The following is a 25,098-nucleotide window of genomic DNA, read 5'->3' as shown; positions in this document are numbered from 1 at the left end:
TGAAGCTGCGGACCGGTACCGGCGCTGGCTTGGAAGAAAGGACCTGGGGACAATGTCTCATCAACGAACCCGCCTAGATATTGATGTGGATTACCTTCAGCTCTGCCTGTCCAACCTGCTGGAGATCCCGAGTCCGACCGGATACACCGACGAGATCGTCAGATACGTCTGCACGGAGCTGGATTCCCTGGGTATCGCCTACGAGCTGACGCGCAGGGGAGCTATTCGAGCGCGCCTTCCCGGACAGCAAACCGCAGGCGCCCGCGCCATCGTCTCGCACGTCGATACACTGGGCGCGCAGGTAAAAGCCCTGAAGGCGAACGGCCGGCTCGAACTGGTGCCGATCGGGACATGGTCGGCGCGGTTCGCCGAGGGGGCGCGGGTCACGATCTTTACCGAAAAAGGGGCCTATCGCGGCACCATCCTGCCGCTTAAGGCATCGGGACACACCTTCGGCGATGCAATCGACGAATTGCCCATCGGCTGGGACCATGTCGAGATCCGCGTGGATGCCCGCGCCGACTCGTCGGACCAACTCGAAACGCTCGGAATCGAAATCGGCGATATCGTCGCGATCGACCCACAGCCGGAGTTCACTGATGCCGGATACATCGTTTCCCGGCATCTCGACAACAAAGCCGGAGTCGCGGTGATGCTGGCCGCCGTGCGCGCCCTCGCTGATGCGCCGCCGCCGCCGGTCGATGTGTATTGGCTGTTCACCATTGCTGAAGAGGTCGGACATGGAGCCGCGGCGATCCTGCTTCCGGAAGTCGCCTCGATGGTGGCGGTTGATAACGGCACCTCCGCACCCGGTCAGAACTCATCGGAATTCGGGGTCACGCTCTCCATGGCCGACATGAGCGGACCATTCGACTATCACTTGACGCGAAAGCTCGCCAAGCTCTGCCACGACAACGACATTCGCATGCGCAAGGATGTCTTTCGCTACTACCGCTCAGACAGTGCTTCGGCGATCGAGGCCGGGGCAGACGTGAGGACGGCGCTGGTGACGTTCGGGGTCGATGCCAGCCATGGCTATGAGCGCATCCACATGCACGCGCTGCGCTCGCTGTCCGAGTTGTTGACGGCCTACTCCCTCAGCGCAGTCTCTATCCCACGAGACCAGCGGGAGATCGGGGACCTTTCCGGGTTCACGCACCAGCCAACGGCCGCTGCCGACGCCTCGGCGCCCGCGCCTTCGGAAAGGGCAAAGACGAGCAGCTGACATTGAAGCGGTCCGGATCGGTGAACGGTCCAGAACCGGGTTTCAGGCGCCTCAGCGCTCTTCGGACTCGCTCAGGAACTGCCGCAGAACAACGCTCTCCTGCTGTTCCATGGTGGTCTGGGCCGCATTCAGATGCGCGCGCATGATCGCCTTGGCGGCGCCCGAGTCCCCCTCGCGAAGTGCCTGCAGGAGTCGCGATTGGTAGTCGCGCCCCGCCTTGCGGAAGCCGGGGATCTCCCTTCGGTAGATCTTGCGACAGATCGTGAGTTCCTTGAGCAGACTGAACAGGAACCGGCACTGGAACCGCAGCAACGCGTTTTCCGAGAAAGACGCCAGGAGCGCATGGAAGTCGAGCTCCGCCATACGGTGTTGCTCAGCTTCGTCGATCGTCTCTGGCGGTGTTTCGTAGGCAGTCATCACCGCCGCGAGTTGCTCGAGTTGCCCCTCGCCGAGTGTCCCGGCGAGTTGGGCGACGAGCAAAGGCTCCAATGCATGACGCAATTCGTAGATGTCACGTATGCTGATTTCGTTGAAATAGAAATAGTTACCCAGAAGCGCCCGCGCCCGCGCCTCCGTAACCTCGTTCACGAAGGCACCACCGCCGGGTCCCGTGCGGGTTCGGATCAATCCTTGCGCCTCTAACACGCGCAGCGCCTCGCGAATGGTCCCCTTCGCCATGCCGAAATGCGCCATCAGTTCGGACTCGCCGGGTAGGCGGTCACCGGGACGCATGCCGCGTTCGACGACCCAGTCCTTGATGGCGGCCGCCGCGCGTTGCGGACGGCTCATCCGGGAGGCGTCAGCGGGCAGGGTTGTGGCAGGCGACAAGGTGTTGCGTTCCATTTTCCTCCAGGGGTGGTCGTTCGCGGCGGCAGATTTCGGTGGCGGCCGGGCAACGGCGGGCGAATGCGCAGCCGGGCGGCGGGTTGAGTGGGTCGGGCAACTCGGCATCTTCCGCCTCGGGCGCTCCGAGAGGGCGACCAACGGTCGGTGCGCTTCGGGCAAGCAGAACCGTGTAGTGATGAAGCGGTTTCGCGAAGATCTTCTCGGCCGGGGCCATCTCGACAATTGCGCCGAAATACATCACCGCCACCCGGTCAGCTACCGCCTCAACCACGGCGAGGTCGTGGCTGATGAACAGGTAGGTCAGCTCGAATTCACGCTTCAGCTCGGCCAGAAGGTTCAGCACCTGCGCTTGCACCGACACATCCAGCGCCGAAACAGGCTCGTCGAGCACGAGGATACGCGGCGCAGCTGCGAGCGCGCGGGCGATGCCGATCCGCTGGGCCTGCCCGCCGGAGAACTCATGCGGGTAGCGGTCGAGGAATTCGCGCCTGAGGTTCACCGCGTCGAGAAGGTCATCAATTCGCGCGCCACGTTCGGCGGCCGGCATGGCGTGGAGCAGTTTCAGCGGTGCTTCGAGAATCTGCCGGATCGTCTTGCGCGGATTGAGCGATGAGATCGGGTCCTGGAAGACATACTGGATCAGCTTGCCGAACGCCGCCGGGTCCTTTCCTGCGCGTTCAGCGTAGTCCTGCCCCTCGATCTCGATTCTGCCTTCGGTCGGCGGCAGTAACCCAACGATCATCCGCGCCAAAGTGGACTTGCCACAACCGGATTCTCCGACGATTCCGAGTGTCTCACCGCTCGCAACATCGAGATTCGCCGATTGCACCGCATGGACAGAGGGCTTCTCCGCCCCGAAGCCGAAGAGCGTCCGCCCGCCGCCAAACCGCTTGTCGAGATCGCGTATGCGCAGCGTCGAGGTCATGCCACGTCTCCTTCCGGATAGAGGCATCGGACGGCACGGTTCGCGGCGGATTTCGCGAGCGTGATCTCGCCGGTGCGGCAGGCATCCGTTGCCTTGTCGCAGCGCGGCGCGAAGGCGCACCCTGCGGGAAGATCATCCACCGCCGGCGGCAGGCCCGGGATCGCGTGCAGCGCGCGCCGGCCTTCGCCGAGCCTGGGAACGCAGGCAATAAGACGGCGTGTGTAGGGGTGAGCGGGCGCATCGAGAATGGCATCCGTCGGGCCCGTTTCGACGATCCGCCCTGCATACATCACTGCCACCCGGTCACAAAGCTGTGCGACAACCCCGAAATCATGGGTGATGAAGAGGATCGCGACACCGCGGTCGCGGCGCAGATCGTCGAGCAGGGCGAGGATCTGCGCCTGTACGGTGACGTCGAGCGCCGTGGTCGGCTCGTCGGCGATGATCAGGTCTGGTTCGTTCGCCAGCGCCATGGCGATGCCGACCCGCTGGCGCATCCCACCAGAGAGTTCATGCGGATAGTCGCCGAGGCGCCGCTCCGCATTGGGAATTCGCACCGCATTGAGCAGTTCGAGTGCACGGGCGCGGGCCTGCGCGTTCGGGGTGGAACGATGCGCCTGGATCGCCTCGACGATCTGGTCGCCCACTGTGTACAGTGGATGCAGCGTCGCCAGCGGGTCCTGAAAGATGTAGGAGATCCGGTTGCCGCGCAGCTCTCGCAGTTCGGAAAACGGCGCGCCGAGCAGTTCCTGCCCCGCATAGCGCACCGCGCCACCCGCGATGACGCCCGGCGGCGAAGCAACCAGCCCCATCACCGACAGCGCCGTCACCGACTTGCCAGAGCCAGACTCGCCAATGAGGCCGAGGCATTCCCCGGGCCGCACCTCAAGCGAGACTCCGGACAGCGCCTTCAACGTGCGATTGCCCACACGGAATTCGGTCCGCAGGTCCTGAAGATCGAGCAGCGCCGGGTTTGCCGGCGGCTCGGGCACCGCGTCGCGGTCCACCAAGGTCCGGGCCATTGGCCGCGTCAGCGCCCCCGATCGTAACCTTGGGTCAAGCGCATCGCGGATCCCGTCGCCCATCAGGTTCACGCTCATGACGATGACGAAGATCATGATCCCCGGAATGATCGAGGCATGCGGATCTGTGATGAGCGCATTGCGCCCTTCCCCGAGCATCGAACCGAGATCTGCTACCGGCGGCTGCGAACCCAGCCCGAGGAAGGAGAGGCCCGCTGTCTCCAGGATCATCCAGCCGACAGTTGTGGACATGGCGATGACGATCACAGGCAGCACGTTGGGCAAGATCTCGGAGAGCATGATCCGTATGTCCGTCATGCCCGAAAGCCGGGCGGCGTCCACGAACTCCTTATGTGCCAGCGTCACGGTCACGCCGCGAATGTTCCGCGCGAAGAAGGGAATGTTGACCACCGCCACGGCAATGAGCGCGTTCGTAAGGCCGGGTCCAAGAGCGGCGACGATGGCGAGCGCGAGCAGGATGTAGGGAAAGGCCATGAGCATGTCGATACCGCGCATCAGCCAGTTGTCTGTCCGGCCGCCGAAATAGCCCGCGACGATACCGATGATCGAACCGAAAAAGGCCGCCCCGAAGGAAGCGACAAGACCGACGACAAGGCTCAGCCGCGTGCCCCAGATCAGCCGCGACAGGATATCCCGGCCAAGATGATCGGTGCCCAGAAAGTGGCCGTCGGAAAATGGCCGGAGAAACTTGTCGGCCGTGTCCTGCGCGTAAGGATCCTGGAGCGGCAGGATCGGGGCAGCGAGCGCGATCAGAACGACGAAAACGAGGATGAGTCCACCTGCCGCCGCCAGGCGGTTGCGGGCGAAGAGCTTGAGGAAGGCACCTGCGTTCATATCTTGACCCGCGGGTCCAGCAGGCTCTGGGCCACGTCGACGGCGAGGTTGAAGAGGACGTAGCAGGCCGCGACGATCACAACACCGCCCTGCACCAAAAGGATATCCCGCGTCAGGATCGCGGTGACCAGCATCCGCCCGACGCCGGGCCACTGGAAAACCGTCTCGATATAGACTGCGCCGGACAGCACGAACCCCGCCTGCACACCGATCACCGGGATGATCGAGACCATTGCCGCCTTGAGCGCATGGCGCCAGACGACACGGTTTTCCTTCACGCCCTTGGCGCGCGCGGTGCGGATGAAATCCTGCCGCAGGACTTCCAGCATTGCCGAGCGGGACAGCCGCGCAATGACGCCTGTCGCGACCACTGCCAGCGCAATTGCCGGCATGGCAAGGTGGCGCAGCAGGTCCGGGAGATCACCCCCGCCGTAGATCGCATACATGCCCGAAACGGGCAGCCACCGCAGTTTCACGGCAAAGAGGAGGATCATCATCATTCCGAGGAAGAACGACGGGATTGAGATGCCAATCAGTACGACAAACGTAATTGCCTTGTCCGCCAGGCCATACTGTCGCGACGCCGAGATCACGCCAGCGAGGATGCCGAAGATCGAGCAAAGCACCAGCGATGTGCCGGCCAGAATCAATGTCGCGCCAAAACGCTCCAGTACTTCATCCAGAACCGGCCGGTTGAGCGAGAAGGAGCGTCCGAAGTCGCCCTGCACCATGTTTCCAAGCCAGATAAAGTATTGGCTGACCAGGGGCTTGTCGAGGCCGAGGTCGCGGTTCAGCTTCTCGACATTCTCCGGTGTCGCGTAGCTGCCTAGGATGGCCGTCGCCGGGTCGCCCGGGATTAGCGACATGATCAGGAAGACAATCACCGTGATACCGAGGATCACCGGAATCGCGGCGAGCAATCGCTTGAGGATGTAGCCGCCCATGGTTGCGCCTGTGTCTGGGGCGGCGGGCCGCGAAATCCGGCCCGCCGCGACATCGGTCAGTTCTTGGAGACGCCGTCGAGCAGCAGGAAGAATGACGGCTGAAGCTCGAAGCCCTCGACGCCAGCAGCCGTCACCGCGTTCTGCTTCCAGTTGGCAACAAAGACCCAGGGCGCATCTTCCTGCACGATCTCCTGCATCTCCTGATAGAGCGCAGCACGCTCGTCCTGGTCGGTGGAGATACGCGCGGCTTCCAGCAGCTCGTCCACCTTCGGATTGGAGTAATACCCGGAGTTGAACCCGCCCTTGTCGGGCCACGCTTCCGTGCGCAACGCCAGGAACGGCAGCGTGTCGGGATCATTGGTCATCCAGGCCATCTCGGCCATGTCCGCCTTGCCTTCGAGACCTGGGTTCACCTCGCCGAGGAAAGTGTTCCATTCGTAGGTCTCGATCTTCACGTCAAAACCCACCGCCTCGAGATCGGCTTGAATCGCGGTGCCCATCGGCACCGGGTCCAGCATGCCTGACCCACCCTCGGTGACGTAGAAGGTCAACTCCGCACCTTCGACACCTGCCTCCGCGATCAGTTCTTTGGCCTTCTCCGGATCATAGGGATAGGGCTCAAGCGTTTCGTTATAGGCCCAGGCGAAGGCTGGCGGTGTCGGACCGGCTGCGACGGCGGCAGTCCCTTCGAGCACGTTCTCGACAATCGCCTGCTTGTTGATCGCGTAGTTCGCTGCCTGCCGGACCTTCACATCGGCGAATGGACCCTCCTTGGCGTTCAGGATCAGGAACCAGACATGCGGGCCGGCCTGCTCATGCACGGTGTAGGCGTCACCTTCGAACTCGGAGAGCGCATTGGGCGGCACTTCGACCATCAGATCGATACCGCCGGCCAGCATCTCCGCGGTCCGGGTGTTGGCATCGGTGATCGGACGGTAAACCACCGCCTCAAGCTCTGCCGCGCCGTCCCAATAGTCGGGGTTATTCTCGATCACGACTGCCTCGTTCGACCGCCATTCGGCGAACTTGAACGGGCCGGTTCCGGCAGGGTTGCGGCCGAAATCGGCGCCATATTGCTCCACGGCGGCGGGCGAGACGATCAGCCCGGTCGGGTAGGCGAGATTCGACAGAAACGGCGCATAAGGCGCGTTCAGCGTGAATTTCACCGTGCGCTCGTCCACTGCTTCCGTGGTCTCGATGGCGGAAAAGAAGAAGGAGAGTGGGAAGGGACCGGTGTCGTGGAACGGGTGGGACTCGTCGAGCATCCGGTCAAAGTTGAACTTCACGGCCTCGGCCGTCAGCGGAGTTCCATCGTGGAAAGCCACGCCCTCGCGCAAGGTGAATGTGTATTCGGTACCGTCCTCGCTGATTTCCCAGCTCTCTGCCAGCGCAGGCTCGACCTCGAGTGTGCCCGATTTGTAGCGCACGAGCCCGTCGTAGACGTTCATCAGGATGCGGAAATCGTTGACCGCAGTGACCGCATGCGGATCGAGGGATTTCGGCTCGGCGATCTGGCCCACGACCAGCACGCCCGGCGGTGTCTGGGCCAGCGCCGGAAGCCCCATTGAAGCGGTCATCGCAGCAAGTGCTAACGCGGAGACGGTGCGGCGCGTCATCGGAAGGATCGTCATCTTATGCTCCCTTGTTGGTTGCTCACAATTTATCATGATAAATTGTATACCCAAAGGGCTTTCGTGCTATGTATCCGGCAGGAGGATGCGAATGACCTTTTCCGTGTTGGCAATCGACCAGGATTCGGGCGCTTTGGGCGCCGCGGCCGCGACGGGGAACCTCTGCGTCGGCGGCTGGGTACTAAGAGGCGATGCACGATTCGGACTGACGGCATCGCAAGGACAGACCCCGTCGACGGTCTGGGGAGAGGATGCGCTGGCACGCCTGGCCGGCGGGGCCACGGCGCGCGACGCGCTGGCGGCGGTGGTCACCCCGGATCCGGGTCGCGAGGCGCGCCAGCTTGCCGTTCTGGACTTGAAGGGTGATACCGCGATCCACAACGGAACGGAAAACCAAGCCTTCACCGGGCACCTTAGCGGTGACGGATGGGCGGTGGCCGGGAACTGGCTGGCCTCCAGCCGGGTGATCGAACGGACCGCTGAGGTCCTCAACGCCTCGGCCGGCGACTTCGCCCAGCGCCTTGTCAATGCCCTGCGCGCTGGCCTCGCAGCCGGAAGCGACCGGCGCGGCACCCAGTCGGCCGCGCTTCTGGTGCTTGCCGAAGACGCGCCGCCCCTTGACCTGCGCGTTGATTTCGATCCCGCGCCCATGGATCGTCTGGCCATGCTTCTGGAACGCACGCGCGCGGACGCCTATCGCAATTGGCTTGACACACTGCCAACCCGGCGGGAGCCTTTCAGAACATGACGCTGACGATTGGAGAGCGCGCCGCAGCGATGCTGGCGGAGGCTGCCGCGATATCAGAACCCGGAGCAGGCGTGACCCGCTTGCCGTTCACGCCCGAACATGCCCGCGCCAACGAACTGATCGGCGGATGGATGCGTTCAGCCGGGCTGAAAACTCACATCGACGCGGCCGGAACCCTGATCGGGCGCCGAGAGGCCGCGACACCCGACGCGCCGACGTTCCTGCTCGGTTCGCATCAGGATTCAGTGCGAGGCGGTGGTGCCTACGACGGGATCATGGGTGTGCTTCTGCCGATCCTCGCGCTTGAGGAGTTCGGCGACAGGCCGTTGCCGTTCGCCGTGGAGGTCCTCTGCTTCGCGGACGAGGAGGGCGTAAGGTTCCCGACAGCGCTCATTGGACCCCGGGCGCTCGCCGGAACGCTGGATCGCAATGTTCTGGAGATGTCCGACCGTCGCGGCATATCGCTCCGCGACGCGCTCGACGGCTTCGGAGATCCGGCCGCGATAGGCGACATCGCCCGCCCGGCCAGCACCGTGCTCGGGTATCTGGAGACACATATCGAGCAGGGGCCGGTGCTTGAGGCCGCGGGCCTGCCCGTTGGTATCGTCACCGCCATTGCCGGGATCGAACGCCATGCCGTGACCGTGACCGGCCGCGCAGCGCATGCCGGAACGGCGCCGATGGAGCTACGGCGGGACGCGCTCTGCGCAGCGGCTGAGCTGGTGAGTGCGGTCGAACGGATCTGCCGCGAGACGGATCAGGCAGTCGGCACGATCGGGCATCTCGACGTCGCGCCTAATGTGGTCAACGCTGTGCCCGCAAAGGTGCATTGCACCATCGAGTTGCGTTCGGCGGAGGACACGATACGCACCCGGGTGGCGGAGCGGGTCGCGGCGGCGGCGAGGGACGCAGCGGCGCAACGTGACTGCTCGTGGCAGATGGAGCGAACGTACCAGCAGCCCGCCATGGCCTGCGCGCCCAGGTTGCAGGACGCGTTGGCGACAGCCATCAAGACGGCGGGCCAGCGGCCATTGCACCTTATGTCCGGCGCCACCCATGACGCCTCGGCCATGGCCGACCTTTGCCCGGTGGCAATGCTCTTCGTCCGCTGTCGCGATGGGGTCAGCCACAACCCTGCGGAATACGCCGCCCCCGAAGATATGGAGCGGGCCGTCGTCGTGCTTCGCGAGTTCCTGAAACGTCTGGCTTCAGACGAGGATTCATGATCCAGCCCCCGATCCGAACTCTGCATTCCTGCGACTGCCATTTCGGCTGGGACAAGGCCGTCGCACCGGCGATGATCGTGGCTCCGGGCGAGCGCGTGACCATTGCCTGCCGCGACGCGGGAGATGGGCAGGTCAACGGCGACTCCACCCACGACACGATGGCCACGCTAGACCCCGGGCGGGCCAATCCGCTGACAGGTCCGATCCATGTGGACGGCGCGCGCCCGGGAGATGCTCTCATCATCACCATCGAGGATTTCAGCCCTTCAGGCTTCGGCTGGACCGGGCTCATACCCGGTTTCGGGCTGCTCGCGGATCAGTTTCCCGATCCCCGGCTTCAGCTATGGAACTACGATACGTCCGGCCGCACGCCCCTCGCCTTCAACGGCATCGCGGAAATCCCCTTTGCACCGTTCATCGGCACCATTGGCACCGCGCCAGCCACGCCTGGCCCGCATGACGTGATCCCGCCGCGCCGGGTTGGCGGCAATATGGACATTCGAGACCTGAGAACCGGCACAGTGCTCTACCTGCCGGTGGAAGTCGAAGGGGCGCTTCTCTCCATCGGCGACACCCACGCCGCGCAGGGCGACGGCGAGGTATGTGGGACCGCGATCGAGAGCGGCATGGAGGTTCGTATCAAGCTCGAACTTGCGCGCGGCGGTGCCCCTCGCTTTCCGCGCTATGCAACGTCTGGTCCCCGACCCGGCGATCTGGAGCGATCGGGAGTCGTCGCAACCACCGGCATCGGCCCCGACCTGATGACAGCCTGCCGCGACGCGGTCGCCGATATGATCGACCATCTCAGCCGAAGCATTGCGGCAGAAGATGCCTACATGCTGTGCTCGGTTGCCGCGGATCTTCGCATCAGCGAGATCGTGGATGCCCCGAACTGGGTCGTTTCCTGCGTGATCCCGCGCAGCATCTTCGTGGATCGGGCATCGGTTTGACCTGCGCGGCGAGGCTCCTTAGGTTCCACCGCAACAGCATGAAATTGAGAGGTCGAACCATTGTGCGGCATTTGCGGCGAGATAACCTATGACGGAAGCCCGGCAAATGTCGATGCAGTGGCGGCGATGGCCGAGTACATGGCCCCGCGAGGTCCTGACAGCTCCGGAGTGGTCTCCCGCGGCGACTGGGCCTTCGGCCACAGGCGTTTGCGGATCATCGACCTCAGCGAAGCCGGCGCGCAACCTTTCGTAGACACCCACCTTGGGCTGACGATTGTCTTCAACGGGTGTATCTACAACTACCCCGACCTGCGATCCGAACTGGAGGCGAAGGGGCACCGCTTCGCTTCGCATTCCGACACGGAGGTAATCGTCAAGGCCTGGGCCGAATGGGGAACCGAGGCGATTGCTAGGTTCAACGGCATGTTCGCGTTTGCGATCCGCGAACGCGAGAGCGGACGGACGATCTTCGTGCGTGACCGCTTCGGGATCAAGCCGCTCTACCACGCGGAAACCGCCAGCGGACTGCGTTTCGCCTCGACCCTGCCGGCGCTGTTGCGCGCGGGCGGGATCGACACGTCCATAGACCGCGTCGCGCTGCACCACTACATGACCTGGCACGCCGTCGTCCCGGCACCCCGGACGATTCTGAACGGTGTGCGAAAGCTGCCGCCGGCAACAATCCGCATTCTGAGAGCCGATGGAAGCGTCGAGTCGGAGCAGCGCTACTGGGTACCGAGCTTCGAACGCAGCCCGGAAGAGGAGGCGAGAAGCTTCAAGGAGTGGGAGGAGATCCTCCTGGACGAGCTACGCGCGTCGGTGCGCCGCCGCATGGTGGCCGATGTCCCGGTGGGCGTGTTGCTCTCGGGCGGTGTGGACAGCTCTCTGATCGTCGGCCTGCTTGCAGAGGAAGGCCAGACAGATCTCGCCACCTATTCCATAGGCTTCGAGGAGGCGCATGGCGAGAAAGGCGACGAGTTCAAGTATTCAGACCTGATCTCGGCGCATTACGGCACCAACCACCACAAGCTCATGATCCCCTCTTCCGAGATGCGGGAGAACCTGCCGCATGCCATCGCGGCGATGTCGGAACCGATGGTCTCGTACGACAATATCGGCTTCTTCCTGCTCTCGCGCGAGGTCGCCAAGACGATCAAGGTGGTACAATCCGGACAAGGGGCCGACGAGGTCTTCGGCGGCTATCACTGGTACCCGCCCTTGCAGGATGCCACCGATCCGGTTTCGGCATATGCCAATGCCTTCTTCGACCGGACTCACGCGCGGCTCGCGGAGCATCTGACCCCGGAGTACATGGCCGACAAGGACGAAAGCCTCGCCTTCGTCGAGGCACATTTTGCGCAGACAGGCGCGGACGATCCCGTGGACAAGGCGTTGCGGCAGGACACCAACGTGATGCTGGTGGACGACCCCGTGAAGCGGGTCGACAATCAGACAATGGCCTGGGGCCTGGAGGCGCGGGTCCCCTTCCTCGACCACGAGGTCGTCGAACTTGCGGGCCGTATCCCGGCGCGTCACAAGCTGGCCCATGACGGCAAGGGGATCCTGAAGGAAACCGCACGACGGGTGATCCCGAGAGAGGTCATCGACAGGCCGAAGGGGTATTTCCCCGTACCCGCACTGAAATACATCGACGGTCCATACCTCGAGATGGTGCGCGGGGCGCTCACCAACGAGGCTGCGCGCGCCCGTGGGATCTTCCGGACGGAATATCTCGAGACATTGTTCGCCAATCCCAAGGACCACATCACGCGCCTTCGCGGATCCGAATTGTGGCAGGTGGCGATGCTGGAACTCTGGCTTCAGGCGCAGGGGATAGACGGATGACAGGCGACACCGGTCCGACACCCAACTCTGGCATCAACTGCGGCTGGGGGCGGTTGATCTTCGGCAATACATTCGAAGACCCCAAGGCACTCGCCGAGACGCTCTCCGCCGAGCGCCACACCCGCCGCGACATTGCCTTCTACGTCCGGGAACCGCAGATGGTGCTCGCCGAAGCGCCGCAGGAGTTGTTTCTCGACCCCTCCATCTCCTTCCGGCTCGACCTGAAGGAAGTCAAAACCGGCCATGCGCGGTCGTCCAACGTCTCGATCCGCCGCCTGACTACAGAGATGGACGCCGACGCGATCAACACGATCTACGCCGCCCATGGAATGGTCGAAGTGCCGTCGCATTTCTTCTGGTCGCATCGCGATGCGCGCGCCATAACCGTCCTGGTTGCCGAGGAGGACGAGACCGGGGCAATCCTCGGCACGGTGATGGGTGTCGATCACAAGCTCGCCTGCAATGATCCGGAGCACGGCTCTTCGTTGTGGTGCCTCGCCGTCTCACCCCAGGCTCGCTATCCCGGGATCGGCCAGGCGCTGGTACTGCGCCTCGCCGAGGAATTTCGGTCCCGTGGCGCCACAACGATGGATCTCTCGGTGCTGCACGATAATGCAGAGGCCATGAAACTATATGAAAAGCTCGGCTTTCGCCGCTTTCAGGCCTTCACCGTCAAGCGCAAAAACCCGATCAACGAGCCGCTTTTTGTCGGCGAAACGGCAGCGGAAGGTCTCAACCCCTATGCCCAGATCATCGTCAAAGAGGCCCGGCGCCGGGGCATCTTCGTCGAAGTGATCGACGCCGAGGCCGGGTTGTTTGAACTGCAGATGGGCGGTCGGCGGATCAAGTGCCGCGAGGCGCTCAGCGAACTGACGACCGCGGTGGCGATGTCGATCTGCGACGACAAGCGCGTTACACGCCGGATCGTGTCCGGAGCCGGTGTGCAGGTTGCCGCGCAGGTTGAGGAGGATACGCCTGATGCAAGAGCCGCGTTCCTCGATACGCATGGCGCGGTGGTGGTCAAGCCCGCCCGCGGCGAAATGGGGGACGGCGTTTCCGTCGACCTGCGATCACCGGACGATATCGAAGCAGCGGTCGAACGAGCCCGCCGGGTTTGCAGCGACATCGTGGTCGAGAGCTATCTGGAGGGGGAAGACCTCCGCCTCGTGGTGATCGACCACAAGGTCGTTGCTGCCGCCATTCGCCGCCGCCCGACGATCACCGGCGATGGCAAGCATACCGCGCGCGACTTGATCGAGGCCCAGAGCCGCCGCCGCGCCGCGCAGACCGGAGGCGAAAGCACCATTCCGCTCGACGCGGAAACCGAGCGCTGCCTTGCCATGGCGGGGCTTGGCTACGATGATGTCGTTCCCAATGGCACGGAGGTGACGGTCCGTAAGACGGCGAACCTGCACACCGGTGGCGTAATCATCGACGTGACCGGCGAAACGCATCCGAAGCTGATTGATGCGGCCATCCGGTGTTCCCGGGCTATCGGCATTCCCGTGACCGGCATCGATTTCATCGTGAAGAGCCCGCGACGGCCCGAATACATCTTCATTGAAGCCAACGAGCGCCCTGGTCTGGCAAACCACGAACCGCAACCTACCGCCCAACGCTTCGTCGACCTCCTGTTCCCGATGACCGTGGCCAACGAGGCCTCGCAGGTCGAGACACTCGGGACACCCGAAGACCGGCAATCGGGCACGTAGTCCGTCAAAAGGATTTGCCGCGTTATACCATTACCGGCGAGACGGAGCTCCGGAAACCACCGGAGTTTTTCGACAGGAAAGATCACATTCGGTTGCGCCCGAGAGGCGTTAGATCAGGGGCACCGGTGTTAAGCGGGCAAGGTCATGCGCGCGGTGGTCGGTCCCGTCGGCTGGGTCAACGGGAATTGCCCCGGCCGCACCGGTTGTCAGCAGTTTTCCCCGGTGCCATGCACGGCGGCTACGCGATCTCGTAGCGCTCGGTTCATCAAGACATAGCCGTGTTCAATCGCATCCAACTCCGCGAATTGGATGAACAGGCCGGAGAAAATTTCGGTGTGGCGCAATCTCGTACAGGCCGGCGAGAGTGTTTCCAGATCGAACCGGTGGACGCCGCGGAAAATACCAGCCGGCCCGCCGCCCCATACGAGGCTTTTGCCGCGGTCGAATTCCATCAGGTGCGGATGCACGGTCAGGGCGGTGCCATTTGGCTTCACAACATGGACGGCGAGCTTTTCACCAATCTCCAACACGCCATCGACGCGCACGTGATAAGGGTTCCACTCCGGGTAGGCCTCGATATCGGCAAGAACGTCCCATACCACCTCGGCGGGTGCCGGAATATCAATGGCGGTGTCTATGGAAAGGCGCGCGAAGCTCTCTGTCGTACCGGCCAGCATCGGAGTTGCAGCGCAGACGATAGTTAGCGACGTGACGAGGTGTCTCAACATGATGTCTCCTATCGGAACGGTGGATTCGACAGGGGGAGTTTCGCAGGCCGACACACGGATTTATTGAACAATCCCGCCATTCCGGTGCGGGCCACTCGCTTGACGCCCGGCACGGTCCTTTCGTCGACGTCGCCTTCGCGATGCTGGCGCGCATTGCCGAAGATGTCGGAAGCCGCGACCGCGACATCCAGAACCACTGGTGTGAAAGCGTCGGTGTCGCACGGGTGCGGCGGCGCTAGCCATGATCCGACCACTCACCGAGCGGGTTGAAACAGGGAGGGAGGCCATCGACCTCCAGAGCGCCTGCCCATCGCAGGATGTTCAGGGCAGGCGCGTCCGGGGAGGTAACAGGTATTGGTACGACGGGGACTTTGCGACGATTGCTCAGTTCCCGCTCAACAGGTGCGGCAGGAAGAGCGTGAGTGCGGGCAGAAGCAGCAACAGGCCGATCCTCACGATCTCGATGCCGAAGAAGGGCATGACACCGACGAAAACCTCCTTCATGGCAATGCCGCGTGCCATTGCGGAGATGATGAACACGTTGAGGCCCACCGGCGGCGTGATCAGCCCAAGCTCCACAACGACAAGCGCGACGATGCCGAACCAGATCTTCAGATCTTCCGTTCCCATACCGTAGGCAGCCGTGTCGGCCACGGCATAGTCGCCGCCGTTGAGTTCCACCAACGAGGGCCAGAAGAAAGGCACGACCACGAGGATCATCGCCAGGCTGTCCATGAAACAGCCCAGGATGATGAAGATACCGAGGATGATGACCAGGATCAGCCAGGGATCGAGCCCGGACTCGGTGGCGAAGGCCGCCATGGCGGCCGGCAGTCCCGCGCGGGCGAAGAAGCCCTTGAGCACCTCGGCCCCGAACAGGATGAAGAAAATCATGCCGGTCGTAACCGCGGTCTCGAGGATCGACGCCTTGAACCCTGCCATGTCGAGCCCTTCGCTTCCGGTCTTCCAGCGCAGGAACAGCCCGTAGAGCAGGATGATCGTCGCTCCGACACCGGCCGCCGGCGTCGGCGTGAAGAGCCCCATGCCAAGCCCGAGGATGATGGATCCGAAGATCAGGATCACCGGCAAGAGCCGTGCATAGGCCTCGCGTTTCTGTTCGCGCGTAAGGTCCGAGGTGTTGGGCGCCAGTGCCGGGTTGCGACGCACCATGAAAGCGATAAGGCCGACGAAGAAAGCCACCGCGATCAGGCCGGGGATGATCGCCGCCTGGAACATCTCGATGATCGACGCCTCCACGATCACGGCATAGATGACCAGCGCAACCGAGGGCGGGATGAGGATACCGAGCGTGCCGCCAGCGGCCAGCGTGCCGGTCGCAAGCTTCGGCGCGTAGTTCAGCCGCTTCAATTCCGGCAACGCGACCTTGCCCATGGTGGAGGCGGTTGCCAGCGACGAGCCGCAGACCGCGCCGAACCCGGCGCAGGCGCCAATGGCGGCCATGGCGACCCCACCGCGGAACCGACCCACCGCCGCGTTGAAGCCCTGAAACAGGTCGCGACTGAGGTTGGCGTGGCTGGCGAGATAGCCCATCAGCACGAAGAGCGGCACCACCGAAAGCTCGTAATTCGCCATCGTGCCCCATGTCAGGGTCTTGAACTGCTTGAGGTATGGCTCAAAGCGCAGGTACGGCGCGACGATGGAGAGCGCGTAGTTGCCGCCGATACCGACGCCCACCATGGCGAGGCCCACAGGCACACGCAGGATCAGCAGAAGGAACAGGAATGCGAGGCCCAGAACCCCGATCGTTTCACGGTCAAGCATCGGTGCCGCCCTCCCAGGATTGCACGAAAGCCACGAAGGCCCAGAGGAAAAGGGACAGGATCCCCGGGATATAGAAGGGCCATTCTGCCCAGCCGAGGATCGGCGAAGACGCATTGTCGCTGCGCGTCTCGACCATACCGAGAGTCATCCAGTAGGCGAGGAACAGCGCGAGGCAGCCGATGGCGAAGAGCCACAGCCGCTCCAGCTGCCGCCCAACCACCGGGGGCAGCATGGTCATGAAGAGATCCACGGTCACATGACCGCGACGGAACTGCGTGTAGGGAAAGAACATCAGCGCCGCGCAGGAAAGGACCAACCTCACGAAATCCTCGTAGCCCGGCAGGCCCTTGATATTCGCACCGAAGGCCCCGGCCACCCTGTCGAGCGTGAAGGCGCCGATGTTGAAGGAGGTCACGAGCATGATCGCAACGATCACCACACCGCCCAGAAGGGCCCAGCCTGTCGAAATCCTCTCGGCGAGATTGTGCATCATGTCCTCCGTAGACAAAGGTGGAAAGGCCGGCCGATGTCGAACCGGCCCTTCCGGCATCGCGTGAGTGGCGATTAGTTCGTCTTGGCTGCAATCGCGGCGCGGGCACCTTCAACGAGCGCGGCGCCATCGAGGCCGCTGCCGTTGGCTTCCTCGATCCAGCGGGTCACGACCTCCTCGGCCGCGGCGTTGATCGCGGCGGTTGCATCCGTATCGAGCGCGTTCACCGGTGAGCCGGTCTTGCCCTGAAGCTCCTTGCCAGGCATCTCGATCGCATCCATCAGGGCCCCCAGTTCGGCCGAGATGGCGGCGCCGGAATTGGCGTCGATTACGGCCTTGAGGTCGTCCGACAGGCTCTCGTAGCGGTCCTTGTTCATCGCGAACATGAAGACCGATGCGCCGAAACGGCCATCCGCCTCACCCGTGACGGAGCAGTTGGTCAACTCGTGCAGCTTATAGGGCGGCATGATCTCGAAAGGTACCATGGCGCCATCGACCGTGCCCTTGGCCAGCGCTTGCGGAAGGTCCGGCACCGGCATACCAACGGGCTCTGCGCCCCAGGCCTCGATCAGCCAGCCGCCGGTCCGCGACGGCGTGCGCAGCTTCAGACCCTGCAGGTTGTCCGGTCCCGCGACACAATCGCCGACCGTGTGGATCGCATTGCCGGCATTCACGAAGATCAGCAGCGGATGCACATCCGCGTAGTCTTCGGCGATCAGGTCGAAGCTCTCGGTGATCGCCTGCGTGGTGGCGGCCGCCGAGTTCTGGTGCACGGTCGGAAGTTCGAACACTTCCGAACGCGGGAAGACGCCCGGCGTGTATCCGGTGATCGTCAGCACCATGTCGGCCGCGCCGTCGCGCAGCTGGCGGTAAAGCTCAGGCGGCTTGCCGCCCATCGCCATGTTCGGGAAAATCTCGATGTCAATCGCCCCGCCGGACTGCTCCTCGACCTTCGCCGCCCAAGGCTCTAGGAATTTCGCCACCGGCGGCGCCTTGGGGCTCATGAAGGTGGCGAGCGTCAGCACCTCGTCGGCCGCCTGGGCGCCCGATGTTGCGCCGAACACGGCAGCGGCGGCCACCAGTGTCTTTAGTTTGATACAGGACATGGAATTCCTCCCCATTGTGAAGTCCTCGGCCCATCGGGGCCAGTTAGGCTTACGTTGAAAGCTATGCGCGTCGTCGCGCGTTTGATCCGGTGACGGCGGCGAGAACGCGGTCGCTGCGTGGACCGATTTCATCCTGAAGCGGTGACAGGGTTTGTTCGCCGATCTGTTGTTGCCAATTGGCCGAGGCCTGCGCCATGCGACCGGGAAGCCCCAAGTCTTCGACCATCGCGCAGGCTTCCCGCATCTCGGCGGCTCGACGACGGCCGTGAACCATCATCCGTTCCAGATTGCGGTGCATCATTTCGTTCCAATCAATGCCCGCGAAGCTCTCACTCAAGCTGGCGAGAACGACGTCTTCGACACCGAGCGTTCGGCCGGCCAACAGGCATTCGGCCGACAGTGCCTCCATGCCCTTGATCATGATCGAGCGGACCAGTTTCACCGACGAGGCCTGCCCGACATCAGGCCCGATGGTGCGAACCGGCATGCCGAGGGACCGCATGATCTCGACGCCGCGGTCTGCGGCGGCTCCGCTCACCAGAACCGGCGTGGCGTTCAGGCGTGGATGCACCGGTGCCATGACCGCGACGTCCAGGTAGTTCCCACCCACGTCCGCAACGAGTTCGGCAGCCGCGCGCTTGGTCCGCGGCGCACAGGAATTGCAATCGAAGTAGATGCAGCCCGGGCGTAATCCGCCCTGAGCGCTGCGCGCGGCGACGAGTGCTTGGTCGGCGGTCACGAAGGAAAACACGACTTCAGCTCGCGATACCGCTTCGGATGCGTTTGGGACGCCGACCACGGCCGCGGCAGCGTATGCCTCCTGCATCTGTTGGCGCTGCGGGCCGGATGTGTCCGTCTTTACGTCATAGGCCGTCAGATCAACCGCGACACCGGCCTGTTGCCAACCACGCACATAGGCCCGCGCGGCCTCGCCAAAGCCAAGGAGGGCGAGGTCGCGCTGATTTTCGCTGGCGTTGGCTTGGAGTGCCATGAACGTGGATCTCGCAGGTTTTCGATTGCCCCGTCGCTACCACCCATGTCATCGCGAATGGAAATTGATTACCCATATTAAATATTCGATCTTGATATAGCACTACGGATTGATGTGGCGATCCCCAGCGACTTTCGCCAACAAGCCGAGCAACATAGATTGCGTTTCTGTGGGCTGCCAGTCCTGTCTGGTCGTGAGGCCAATTGTGCGACTCGAATGGCTGAGGTCGACATCCAGCTCGGTCAGAAGCCCCTGCTCGACTTCGAGCCGAACCTGATGCGGCGACAGGATCGTCAAGCGATCGCTGCCCAGCAACACCCCGCGCAGCAAGATCTGCGAGGAGGACTCGACGATTCGCGTCGGGGCGTCGATTCCCGCATCGGCGAACAGCGAGTCGAACAGATCCCGCGTTGGCACGCCTTTTGGCGGGGTGAGCCAGCTCCATTCAGCGAGTTCGCGGACGGTGATCGCGTCAGCCTCGGCGAGTGGATGACCCGAGCGGGCAAGGATTGCCAACGCGTCATCGAAGAGCGGCTGTTGGGTCACGTCGTCGGCCGGAACCGGTTCGCGCAGCGCGCCGATCAGGAGATCCAACTGGCCGTGGCGCAACCCATGCAATAGGTCCGCGTAAGGCCCATCAACCACCCGAAGTCTCACGTCCGGACGAAGGCGCGTGAAGTCGTTGATTGCTTTGGGAAGTACGTAAGAACGCGCCAAGGGCATGGTTCCGATCGACAATTCCGTGCTGTCATGACCAAGCCACGCGTTTATCTCATCGATTCCCTGCCGCAACTCCGCGAGCGAAAGCCGCGCCGCCAGCGCCAGCGCCTGCGCGGCCGGCGTCAGTTCGATCCCTTGCGCCGTTTTTCCATATAGGGCGACCCCCGACAGCCGCTCCAGATCCCGCGCGGTCCGGTGGAGCGCGGGTTGCGCAATCCCGACGGCCCGTGCGGCCCAGGAGAAGTTGCCTGCTTCCTCGACTGCCAGAAGCGCCCTGAGTTGCGCGCTCGTCAACAGGTGGTCGAAGCGCTGGAACCCACCGGACGGCTTTTTGTTTGCAGCACGGACGCAGCGCTCCGACCCGATGCGCAGATGCTCTTGCGCCCGCTCCACCCGGTTCCGGAACATCTCGCCCGGTTCAGTCAGAAAGATCCCTCCACGGGTGCGGACAAAGAGCGCCGCTCCCAGTGTTCGCTCCAGCTTCGACAACGCCTGCGTGATCGCTGGTTGCGACAAATGCACTTCGGAAGCTGCGGCAGAAATGCTGCCCGCGCGCGCCGTTTGACTGAACGCGCGCAGGTGGCGAAGATTGAGTTTATATATGTCCATGTCGCCTCTCACGGAGTTTCCGGATAATCTATATCGAAATTTTATGGACATTCCACCGGATTGAAATGGCCGCGCGACACATACGCGCGCTACCAAGGCGGCAAAACTGACAGTTACCTCGAACGGGAGAACAGACATGAGCGACAGCAAGACCGCGCTGGTAATCTCCGCGCATGCGGCCGATTTTGTCTGGCGCTGCGGCGGTGCGATCGCCCTGCACCAAAAGCTCGGCTACGAGGTCACCGTTGCCTGCCTGTCCTACGGCGAACGCGGCGAGAGCGCGCGGCTCTGGAAGGAAGGCAAGACGCTCGACGAGGTCAAGACGATCCGCCGCAAGGAAGCTGAGAACGCCGCCGCCGCGCTCGACGTGCATGATATCCAGTTTCTTGATCTCGGGGACTACCCGCTTGATCTGGGAAGCGAGGCGCAGGATCGCGTCGTTGACATTATTCGTGCTGTCCAGCCGCGTTTCATGCTGAGCCACTCGCAATACGACCCCTACAACACCGACCACATGCGCACGACAGAATTTGTGCTGACGTGCCGCATGATCGCCCAGGCCTGGGGTCACAAGCCCGGCGAGGATGTACTCGGCGCGCCGCAGCTCTACCTGTTCGAGCCGCACCAGACCGAACAGATGGGCTGGAAGCCCGACACCTTCCTCGACATCACCGCCGTCTGGGACAAGAAGCGCGCCGCCATCGAATGTATGGAAGGCCAGCATCATCTCTGGGATTTCTACACCAACGTGGCCGAGAACCGCGCCAACCACTTCCGCCGCAACTCCGGCGGGCAAGCCGGTGGACGGGCGGCGAAATACGCCGAAGGTTTCCAGTCGGTTTTCCCACGCACCGTGGATGAGCTTTGAGTGTGGCCGAACGAGGAGGAGGAGCATCATGAACGTCGTCGTCCAGAACATTGACCGCGCCGAACAGGAAATCATCGACGGGCTTGCCGCGCTCGGGGTGTCCACCGTGCACGAGGCGCAGGGGCGCAAGGGGCTTTTGGCCGATTACATGCGCCCGATCTATTCCGGTGTCCGGATCGCCGGTTCCGCGGTGACGATATCCGCGCCGCCCTGCGACAACTGGATGCTGCACGTGGCCATCGAACAGGTGAAACCCGGGGACATCCTGGTTCTGGCCCCCACATCACCATCCAACTCCGGCTATTTCGGCGACCTTCTGGCCACATCGGCAAAGGCACGCGGATGCAAGGGGCTCGTCATCGACGCCGGGACGCGCGATGTCGCCGACCTCCGCGAGATGCAGTTCCCCGTCTGGTCGAAGGCGGTCTTCGCCCAGGGCACAGTGAAGGAAACCCTGGGGTCGGTGAACGTGCCGGTGGTCTGTGCCGGCGAGCTGGTGAACGCGGGCGACGTGATCATCGCCGACGACGACGGCGTCTGTGTCGTCCGCCGCGAGGAAGCGGCCGATGTGCTCGAAAAGGCGCGCGCGCGGGAAGCCAACGAGGCCGAGAAACGCGCCAAGCTCGCCTCTGGTGTTCTTGGGCTCGACATGTACCAGATGCGCGAGCGGCTCGCCGAGAAGGGCCTGAAGTATGTCTGACAGCATCCCTGCGATGTGGATGCGGGGCGGCACATCCAAGGGCGGATACTTCCTTGCCTCCGATCTGCCGGATGACACGGCCGAGCGCGACGTGCTGCTGCTCGGCATCATGGGCTCCCCCGACATCCGCCAGATCGACGGTATGGGCGGCGCCGACCCGTTGACCTCCAAGGTGGCGGTGGTATCGGCCTCGGATCGCGAAGGCGTCGACGTGGATTTCCTGTTCCTGCAGGTCTTTGTCGACAAACCGATCGTCACGGACTCCCAGAATTGCGGCAATATCCTCGCCGGGGTCGGGCCTTTCGCCATCGAGCGCGGGCTGGTCGCCGCTCAGGAGGGCGAGACGCCGGTGACGATCTATATGGAGAACACCGGACAGATTGCCGTCGCCAGGATCCAGACACCGGGCGGCCGCGTGTCCTACGAAGGCGAGGCCCGGATCGACGGCGTGCCGGGCGGCGCGGCTCCCGTGCCAATCGAATTCAAGGACACGGCCGGCTCGACATGCGGCGCCCTTCTTCCCACTGGCAACCCGGTGGATGTCGTCGAGGGCTTCGACGTGACAATGATCGACAACGGCATGCCCTGCGTCGTGCTACGGGCAGCGGACATCGGGATCACCGGAGAGGAAACGCCCGAGGAGCTTGAGGCCAACACCGCGCTTACCGCACGGCTCGAACTGATCCGGCTTGCCTGCGGCCCGCGCATGAATCTCGGCGATGTGTCCGAGAAATCCGTTCCCAAGATGACCATGGTGAGTGCGCCCCGAAATGGCGGCGCAATCTCCACCCGCACGTTCATTCCCCATCGCTGCCACAAGACGATTGGCGTTCTGGGCGCGGTGAGCGTCGCAACGGCCTGCCTCATCCCGGGCACCCCGGCCCACGCGCTCGCCCGTACTGGGTCCGGTGCCACGCGTCAGATGGCGGTCGAGCATCCAGGCGGAGAGATGACGGTCGTCGCCTCCGTCGACGAGTCCGGCGCCGTTGAAAGCGCCGCGATCCTGCGCACCGCGCGCAAATTGATGGATGGTCACGTCTTTTCCCGTTGAGGGAACCCGAAAGGAACCGGTCGCCCTGGACACGCGACCCAATGGAAACGCGCCGAGATCCGGGCGAACCCGGAGTCATTTGTGGAGGACCCCATGACCGACCCCTGCAACGACGTCGCCCATCTGGGCCATGTCGAAGTACTGACCAACAAGTTCGAGGAAAGCCTCGATTTCTTTACCCGTGTGTACGGCCTGACGCTCTCCGGCCAGGACGAAACCAGCGCCTACCTGCGTGCATGGGACGACTACGAGTTCCATACGCTGAAGCTGACGCGCTCGGACACGACCGGCGTTGGACACATCGGGTATCGCGCGACGTCGCCGGAGGCACTCGCACGGCGCGTTGCGGCCATCGAAGCGAGCGACTTCAAGGTAATCGGCTGGGTTGACGGCGACCTTGGTCATGGCCGCGCCTTCCGCTTCGAAGACCCGTTTGGCCATGTCTTCGAACTCTATTGGGACACCAACAAATACGTTGCCGGCGCAGCGGATTCGCCCGCGCTAAAGAACAATGCCAGCCGCTTCCATGGCACCGGCGCCTGCCCGCGTCGGATCGACCATCTCAACATCCTCTCGGAGGATGTGACCGAGTTCAAACGCTTCATGCTGACCTGTCTCGGAACGCGCGTGACGGAATATATCCAGCTCGACAACGGCCGCCTCGGTGGGTGCTGGTTCTCGGTCAACAACAAGACCTATGACCTTGCCTGTACCGAGGAACATGGCGGCGGCAACGGACGCTTGCATCATGTCACCTACGCGACGGACCAGCGGGAGGATATCCTGCGCGCCGCCGATATTTTCCTTGAAAACGATGTCTTCATCGAAACCGGCCCGCACAAGCACGCGATCCAGAACACCTTCTTCCTCTATGTCTGGGAACCGGCGGGGAACCGGGTAGAGCTGGCCAATGCCGGTGCACGGCTGATCATTGACCCTGATTGGGAGCCCGTCTGCTGGACTCAGGAAGACCGGATGAAGGGCCAGGCTTGGGGGCTCAAGACAATCGAGAGCTTCCATACCCACGGCACCCCCCCGGTGCGCGGTAGCGATACGGACGGCGCGGCCTAATACTCTCCAAGCTTTACCGGTAGCCCCGGCCAGAGTGGCCGGGTCCTTCCAAAATTCGGCGCCTGTCGTGCACTCAGGATTGCGCACAGGCGCGCAGGATCTCTTGCCGCAACCAGGAATGTGGGCCGTCCGCGCTATACCGTCGATGCCACACGAGCTGATTGGCAATCGGCGTGACCTCAAGCGGCACGGGTACCGTGGCCAGTCCGAAACGCCGGGCAAAGTACTCCGCCGTTCTGTGCGTGAAGACGCCCACGAGGTTCGACTGCTCCAGCAGTTCTGGAACGATCGTGAAGCTGGTCAGCGTGGCGGCGATCGTGCGGGTCAGCCCGTGCCGCTCCAGGATCGTGTCGAACACTGCCCGGCGCCCGCCCGACGAACTGACCACCAGATGCGGATAGGACAGGATTTCCTCCAGCTGCGGCCGCCCTCCCTCCGCCAGGAGTGGATGATCCTCCCGGCCAAGACAGATGAAACGGTCCTCGAACGCGAATTGTTTGTCGAAATGCGCCGGCAGCGTATCAAACCACCCGATTGCGACATCCACTTCTTCTTCCTCGATCATTCGGACCGCGTAGCCGCGGTCGGTGGCCCGCAAGGTGATGGAAACGCCCGGCGCCGCCGAACGCAGATGTTCCAGCAAGGGCAGGAAGACCGGCAAACTGAACCGGTCCGGTGCACCAACCACGAATTGCGCCTTCGCCGTTGTCGGGTCGAAAGCCTGCTCTCGGGCCACACAGGCTGTTGCGCCGCGCACGATCTCGGCCACCTGCGGCGCGAGTTCACTGGCCAGCGGTGTCGGGGATAGCCCGTCTGGCGTGCGGACCAGCAACGGATCGTCGAATTGATCCCTCAATCGCCTGAGGGAATTGGAAATTGCGGATTGCGTCCGCCCCAATCGCTCACCCGTCCGGGTAACGCTGCGGGTTTCAAGCAACGTGTGAAGCACGACGAACAGGTTCAGGTCGAAGGTCTGCAACATGGGTCAGCAACATCATTTTCAATGATCTTCAAGATTTCCATTATCAATTTTCAAAATGTGAAGCGCAACGG

General features: G+C 63.3%; 22 protein-coding genes. 10 read left to right on the top strand and 12 right to left on the bottom strand.

Annotated elements, in window-relative coordinates:
• Window positions 1-52 precede the first annotated feature (52 nt).
• Window positions 53-1,225 carry an osmoprotectant NAGGN system M42 family peptidase gene (locus tag ARC39_RS02040; protein WP_068110075.1) on the top strand — a complete coding sequence of 391 codons (1,173 nt, stop codon included), beginning with the start codon at window positions 53-55 and terminating at the stop codon, window positions 1,223-1,225.
• Between the two features lie 51 nt (window positions 1,226-1,276).
• On the opposite strand, the gene ARC39_RS02035 is transcribed toward ARC39_RS02040, so the two are convergent.
• The 5 genes from ARC39_RS02035 to ARC39_RS02015 are packed head-to-tail and all read right to left on the bottom strand — an operon-like array spanning window position 1,277 to window position 7,448.
• Window positions 1,277-2,068, bottom strand: coding sequence for a FadR/GntR family transcriptional regulator (locus ARC39_RS02035; protein ID WP_078059022.1), 792 nt, complete (start codon window positions 2,066-2,068; stop codon window positions 1,277-1,279).
• Complete coding sequence (locus ARC39_RS02030; RefSeq protein ID WP_068109239.1) at window positions 2,025-2,996, bottom strand: ABC transporter ATP-binding protein; 972 nt, start codon at window positions 2,994-2,996, stop codon at window positions 2,025-2,027. Before ARC39_RS02030 ends, ARC39_RS02035 begins: the two co-directional genes overlap by 44 nt.
• A complete protein-coding gene (locus ARC39_RS02025) occupies window positions 2,993-4,873 on the bottom strand; it encodes a dipeptide/oligopeptide/nickel ABC transporter permease/ATP-binding protein (protein ID WP_068109236.1) in 1,881 nt (626 codons plus the stop codon). The genes ARC39_RS02030 and ARC39_RS02025 overlap by 4 nt, the downstream gene beginning before the upstream one ends.
• Window positions 4,870-5,817, bottom strand: coding sequence for an ABC transporter permease (locus ARC39_RS02020; RefSeq protein WP_068109233.1), 948 nt, complete (start codon window positions 5,815-5,817; stop codon window positions 4,870-4,872). The genes ARC39_RS02025 and ARC39_RS02020 overlap by 4 nt, the downstream gene beginning before the upstream one ends.
• A 56-nt stretch (window positions 5,818-5,873) precedes the next feature.
• Window positions 5,874-7,448: an ABC transporter substrate-binding protein gene (locus tag ARC39_RS02015; protein ID WP_068109230.1), complete on the bottom strand. Its 1,575-nt coding sequence runs from the start codon at window positions 7,446-7,448 to the stop codon at window positions 5,874-5,876.
• 91 nt (window positions 7,449-7,539) lie between these two features.
• Here ARC39_RS02015 and ARC39_RS02010 point away from each other — a divergent pair, with 91 nt between their 5' ends.
• The 5 genes from ARC39_RS02010 to ngg are packed head-to-tail and all read left to right on the top strand — an operon-like array spanning window position 7,540 to window position 13,929.
• On the top strand, window positions 7,540-8,196 hold the full coding sequence (locus ARC39_RS02010) for a DUF1028 domain-containing protein (RefSeq protein WP_068109227.1): 657 nt from the start codon (window positions 7,540-7,542) through the stop codon (window positions 8,194-8,196).
• Window positions 8,193-9,422: an allantoate amidohydrolase gene (locus ARC39_RS02005; RefSeq protein WP_068109224.1), complete on the top strand. Its 1,230-nt coding sequence runs from the start codon at window positions 8,193-8,195 to the stop codon at window positions 9,420-9,422. Before ARC39_RS02010 ends, ARC39_RS02005 begins: the two co-directional genes overlap by 4 nt.
• Window positions 9,419-10,372, top strand: coding sequence for an acetamidase/formamidase family protein (locus tag ARC39_RS02000; protein ID WP_068109222.1), 954 nt, complete (start codon window positions 9,419-9,421; stop codon window positions 10,370-10,372). The genes ARC39_RS02005 and ARC39_RS02000 overlap by 4 nt, the downstream gene beginning before the upstream one ends.
• A 60-nt stretch (window positions 10,373-10,432) precedes the next feature.
• A complete protein-coding gene (locus ARC39_RS01995; RefSeq protein WP_068109219.1) occupies window positions 10,433-12,217 on the top strand; it encodes an N-acetylglutaminylglutamine amidotransferase in 1,785 nt (594 codons plus the stop codon).
• Window positions 12,214-13,929 (top strand): N-acetylglutaminylglutamine synthetase, encoded by a 1,716-nt coding sequence (gene ngg, locus ARC39_RS01990; protein WP_078059021.1) that lies wholly within the window; start codon window positions 12,214-12,216, stop codon window positions 13,927-13,929. The genes ARC39_RS01995 and ngg overlap by 4 nt, the downstream gene beginning before the upstream one ends.
• Window positions 13,930-14,135: 206 nt before the next feature.
• On the opposite strand, the gene ARC39_RS01985 is transcribed toward ngg, so the two are convergent.
• The 6 genes from ARC39_RS01985 to ARC39_RS01960 all read right to left on the bottom strand — a co-directional run bounded on the left by ARC39_RS01985 (window position 14,136) and on the right by ARC39_RS01960 (window position 20,355).
• Entirely contained in the window at window positions 14,136-14,606 is a 471-nt protein-coding gene (locus tag ARC39_RS01985; protein ID WP_068109216.1) for an SRPBCC domain-containing protein, read from the bottom strand.
• Between the two features lie 435 nt (window positions 14,607-15,041).
• The gene (locus tag ARC39_RS01980) at window positions 15,042-16,439 is read right to left on the bottom strand and encodes a TRAP transporter large permease (RefSeq protein ID WP_068109213.1); all 1,398 of its coding nucleotides are present in this window, start codon (window positions 16,437-16,439) and stop codon (window positions 15,042-15,044) included.
• Entirely contained in the window at window positions 16,432-16,929 is a 498-nt protein-coding gene (locus ARC39_RS01975) for a TRAP transporter small permease (RefSeq protein ID WP_068110068.1), read from the bottom strand. Before ARC39_RS01975 ends, ARC39_RS01980 begins: the two co-directional genes overlap by 8 nt.
• A 74-nt stretch (window positions 16,930-17,003) precedes the next feature.
• Window positions 17,004-18,035, bottom strand: a complete 1,032-nt coding sequence (locus tag ARC39_RS01970; protein WP_068109210.1) for a TRAP transporter substrate-binding protein — start codon at window positions 18,033-18,035, stop codon at window positions 17,004-17,006.
• A 61-nt stretch (window positions 18,036-18,096) separates the two neighbouring features.
• A complete protein-coding gene (locus ARC39_RS01965) occupies window positions 18,097-19,026 on the bottom strand; it encodes an NAD(P)-dependent oxidoreductase (RefSeq protein ID WP_068109208.1) in 930 nt (309 codons plus the stop codon).
• A gap of 102 nt (window positions 19,027-19,128) precedes the next feature.
• Entirely contained in the window at window positions 19,129-20,355 is a 1,227-nt protein-coding gene (locus ARC39_RS01960; RefSeq protein ID WP_068109206.1) for a LysR family transcriptional regulator, read from the bottom strand.
• A gap of 136 nt (window positions 20,356-20,491) precedes the next feature.
• On the opposite strand from ARC39_RS01960, the gene ARC39_RS01955 reads away from it, so the two are divergent.
• The 4 genes from ARC39_RS01955 to ARC39_RS01940 all read left to right on the top strand — a co-directional run bounded on the left by ARC39_RS01955 (window position 20,492) and on the right by ARC39_RS01940 (window position 24,045).
• Window positions 20,492-21,223, top strand: a complete 732-nt coding sequence (locus ARC39_RS01955) for a PIG-L deacetylase family protein (RefSeq protein ID WP_068109202.1) — start codon at window positions 20,492-20,494, stop codon at window positions 21,221-21,223.
• Window positions 21,224-21,251: 28 nt separating this feature from the next.
• Window positions 21,252-21,923: a 4-carboxy-4-hydroxy-2-oxoadipate aldolase/oxaloacetate decarboxylase gene (locus tag ARC39_RS01950; protein WP_068109200.1), complete on the top strand. Its 672-nt coding sequence runs from the start codon at window positions 21,252-21,254 to the stop codon at window positions 21,921-21,923.
• The gene (locus ARC39_RS01945) at window positions 21,916-22,974 is read left to right on the top strand and encodes a 4-oxalomesaconate tautomerase (protein WP_068109195.1); all 1,059 of its coding nucleotides are present in this window, start codon (window positions 21,916-21,918) and stop codon (window positions 22,972-22,974) included. The genes ARC39_RS01950 and ARC39_RS01945 overlap by 8 nt, the downstream gene beginning before the upstream one ends.
• A 93-nt stretch (window positions 22,975-23,067) precedes the next feature.
• Window positions 23,068-24,045, top strand: a complete 978-nt coding sequence (locus tag ARC39_RS01940) for a VOC family protein (RefSeq protein WP_068109191.1) — start codon at window positions 23,068-23,070, stop codon at window positions 24,043-24,045.
• Window positions 24,046-24,118: 73 nt separating this feature from the next.
• Here ARC39_RS01940 and ARC39_RS01935 read toward each other — a convergent pair whose 3' ends face one another.
• Window positions 24,119-25,027 (bottom strand): LysR family transcriptional regulator, encoded by a 909-nt coding sequence (locus ARC39_RS01935; protein ID WP_068109188.1) that lies wholly within the window; start codon window positions 25,025-25,027, stop codon window positions 24,119-24,121.
• Window positions 25,028-25,098: the final 71 nt, after the last annotated feature.

Origin of the sequence: Tropicimonas marinistellae, assembly GCF_001509585.1 — a bacterium.
In the GTDB taxonomy this organism is placed as follows: domain Bacteria; phylum Pseudomonadota; class Alphaproteobacteria; order Rhodobacterales; family Rhodobacteraceae; genus Tropicimonas; species Tropicimonas marinistellae.
This window is presented reverse-complemented; position numbering and strand designations above follow the sequence as displayed.

Bases quoted from the DNA above. Each gene is read 5' to 3' on its own strand.
- ARC39_RS01955 (WP_068109202.1), top strand. From the start codon at position 20,492: ATGAGCGACAGCAAGACCGCGCTGGTAATCTCCGCGCATGCGGCCGAT.
- ARC39_RS01950 (WP_068109200.1), top strand. From the start codon at position 21,252: ATGAACGTCGTCGTCCAGAACATTGACCGCGCCGAACAGGAAATCATC.
- ARC39_RS01975 (WP_068110068.1), bottom strand. From the start codon at position 16,929: ATGCACAATCTCGCCGAGAGGATTTCGACAGGCTGGGCCCTTCTGGGC.
- ARC39_RS02015 (WP_068109230.1), bottom strand. From the start codon at position 7,448: ATGACGATCCTTCCGATGACGCGCCGCACCGTCTCCGCGTTAGCACTT.
- ARC39_RS02040 (WP_068110075.1), top strand. From the start codon at position 53: ATGTCTCATCAACGAACCCGCCTAGATATTGATGTGGATTACCTTCAG.
- ARC39_RS02020 (WP_068109233.1), bottom strand. From the start codon at position 5,817: ATGGGCGGCTACATCCTCAAGCGATTGCTCGCCGCGATTCCGGTGATC.
- ARC39_RS01965 (WP_068109208.1), bottom strand. From the start codon at position 19,026: ATGGCACTCCAAGCCAACGCCAGCGAAAATCAGCGCGACCTCGCCCTC.
- ARC39_RS01945 (WP_068109195.1), top strand. From the start codon at position 21,916: ATGTCTGACAGCATCCCTGCGATGTGGATGCGGGGCGGCACATCCAAG.
- ARC39_RS02000 (WP_068109222.1), top strand. From the start codon at position 9,419: ATGATCCAGCCCCCGATCCGAACTCTGCATTCCTGCGACTGCCATTTC.
- ARC39_RS01980 (WP_068109213.1), bottom strand. From the start codon at position 16,439: ATGCTTGACCGTGAAACGATCGGGGTTCTGGGCCTCGCATTCCTGTTC.
- ARC39_RS01940 (WP_068109191.1), top strand. From the start codon at position 23,068: ATGACCGACCCCTGCAACGACGTCGCCCATCTGGGCCATGTCGAAGTA.
- ARC39_RS01970 (WP_068109210.1), bottom strand. From the start codon at position 18,035: ATGTCCTGTATCAAACTAAAGACACTGGTGGCCGCCGCTGCCGTGTTC.
- ARC39_RS01935 (WP_068109188.1), bottom strand. From the start codon at position 25,027: ATGTTGCAGACCTTCGACCTGAACCTGTTCGTCGTGCTTCACACGTTG.
- ngg (WP_078059021.1), top strand. From the start codon at position 12,214: ATGACAGGCGACACCGGTCCGACACCCAACTCTGGCATCAACTGCGGC.
- ARC39_RS02025 (WP_068109236.1), bottom strand. From the start codon at position 4,873: ATGAACGCAGGTGCCTTCCTCAAGCTCTTCGCCCGCAACCGCCTGGCG.
- ARC39_RS02030 (WP_068109239.1), bottom strand. From the start codon at position 2,996: ATGACCTCGACGCTGCGCATACGCGATCTCGACAAGCGGTTTGGCGGC.
- ARC39_RS02035 (WP_078059022.1), bottom strand. From the start codon at position 2,068: ATGGAACGCAACACCTTGTCGCCTGCCACAACCCTGCCCGCTGACGCC.
- ARC39_RS02005 (WP_068109224.1), top strand. From the start codon at position 8,193: ATGACGCTGACGATTGGAGAGCGCGCCGCAGCGATGCTGGCGGAGGCT.
- ARC39_RS02010 (WP_068109227.1), top strand. From the start codon at position 7,540: ATGACCTTTTCCGTGTTGGCAATCGACCAGGATTCGGGCGCTTTGGGC.
- ARC39_RS01985 (WP_068109216.1), bottom strand. From the start codon at position 14,606: ATGCTGGCCGGTACGACAGAGAGCTTCGCGCGCCTTTCCATAGACACC.
- ARC39_RS01960 (WP_068109206.1), bottom strand. From the start codon at position 20,355: ATGGACATATATAAACTCAATCTTCGCCACCTGCGCGCGTTCAGTCAA.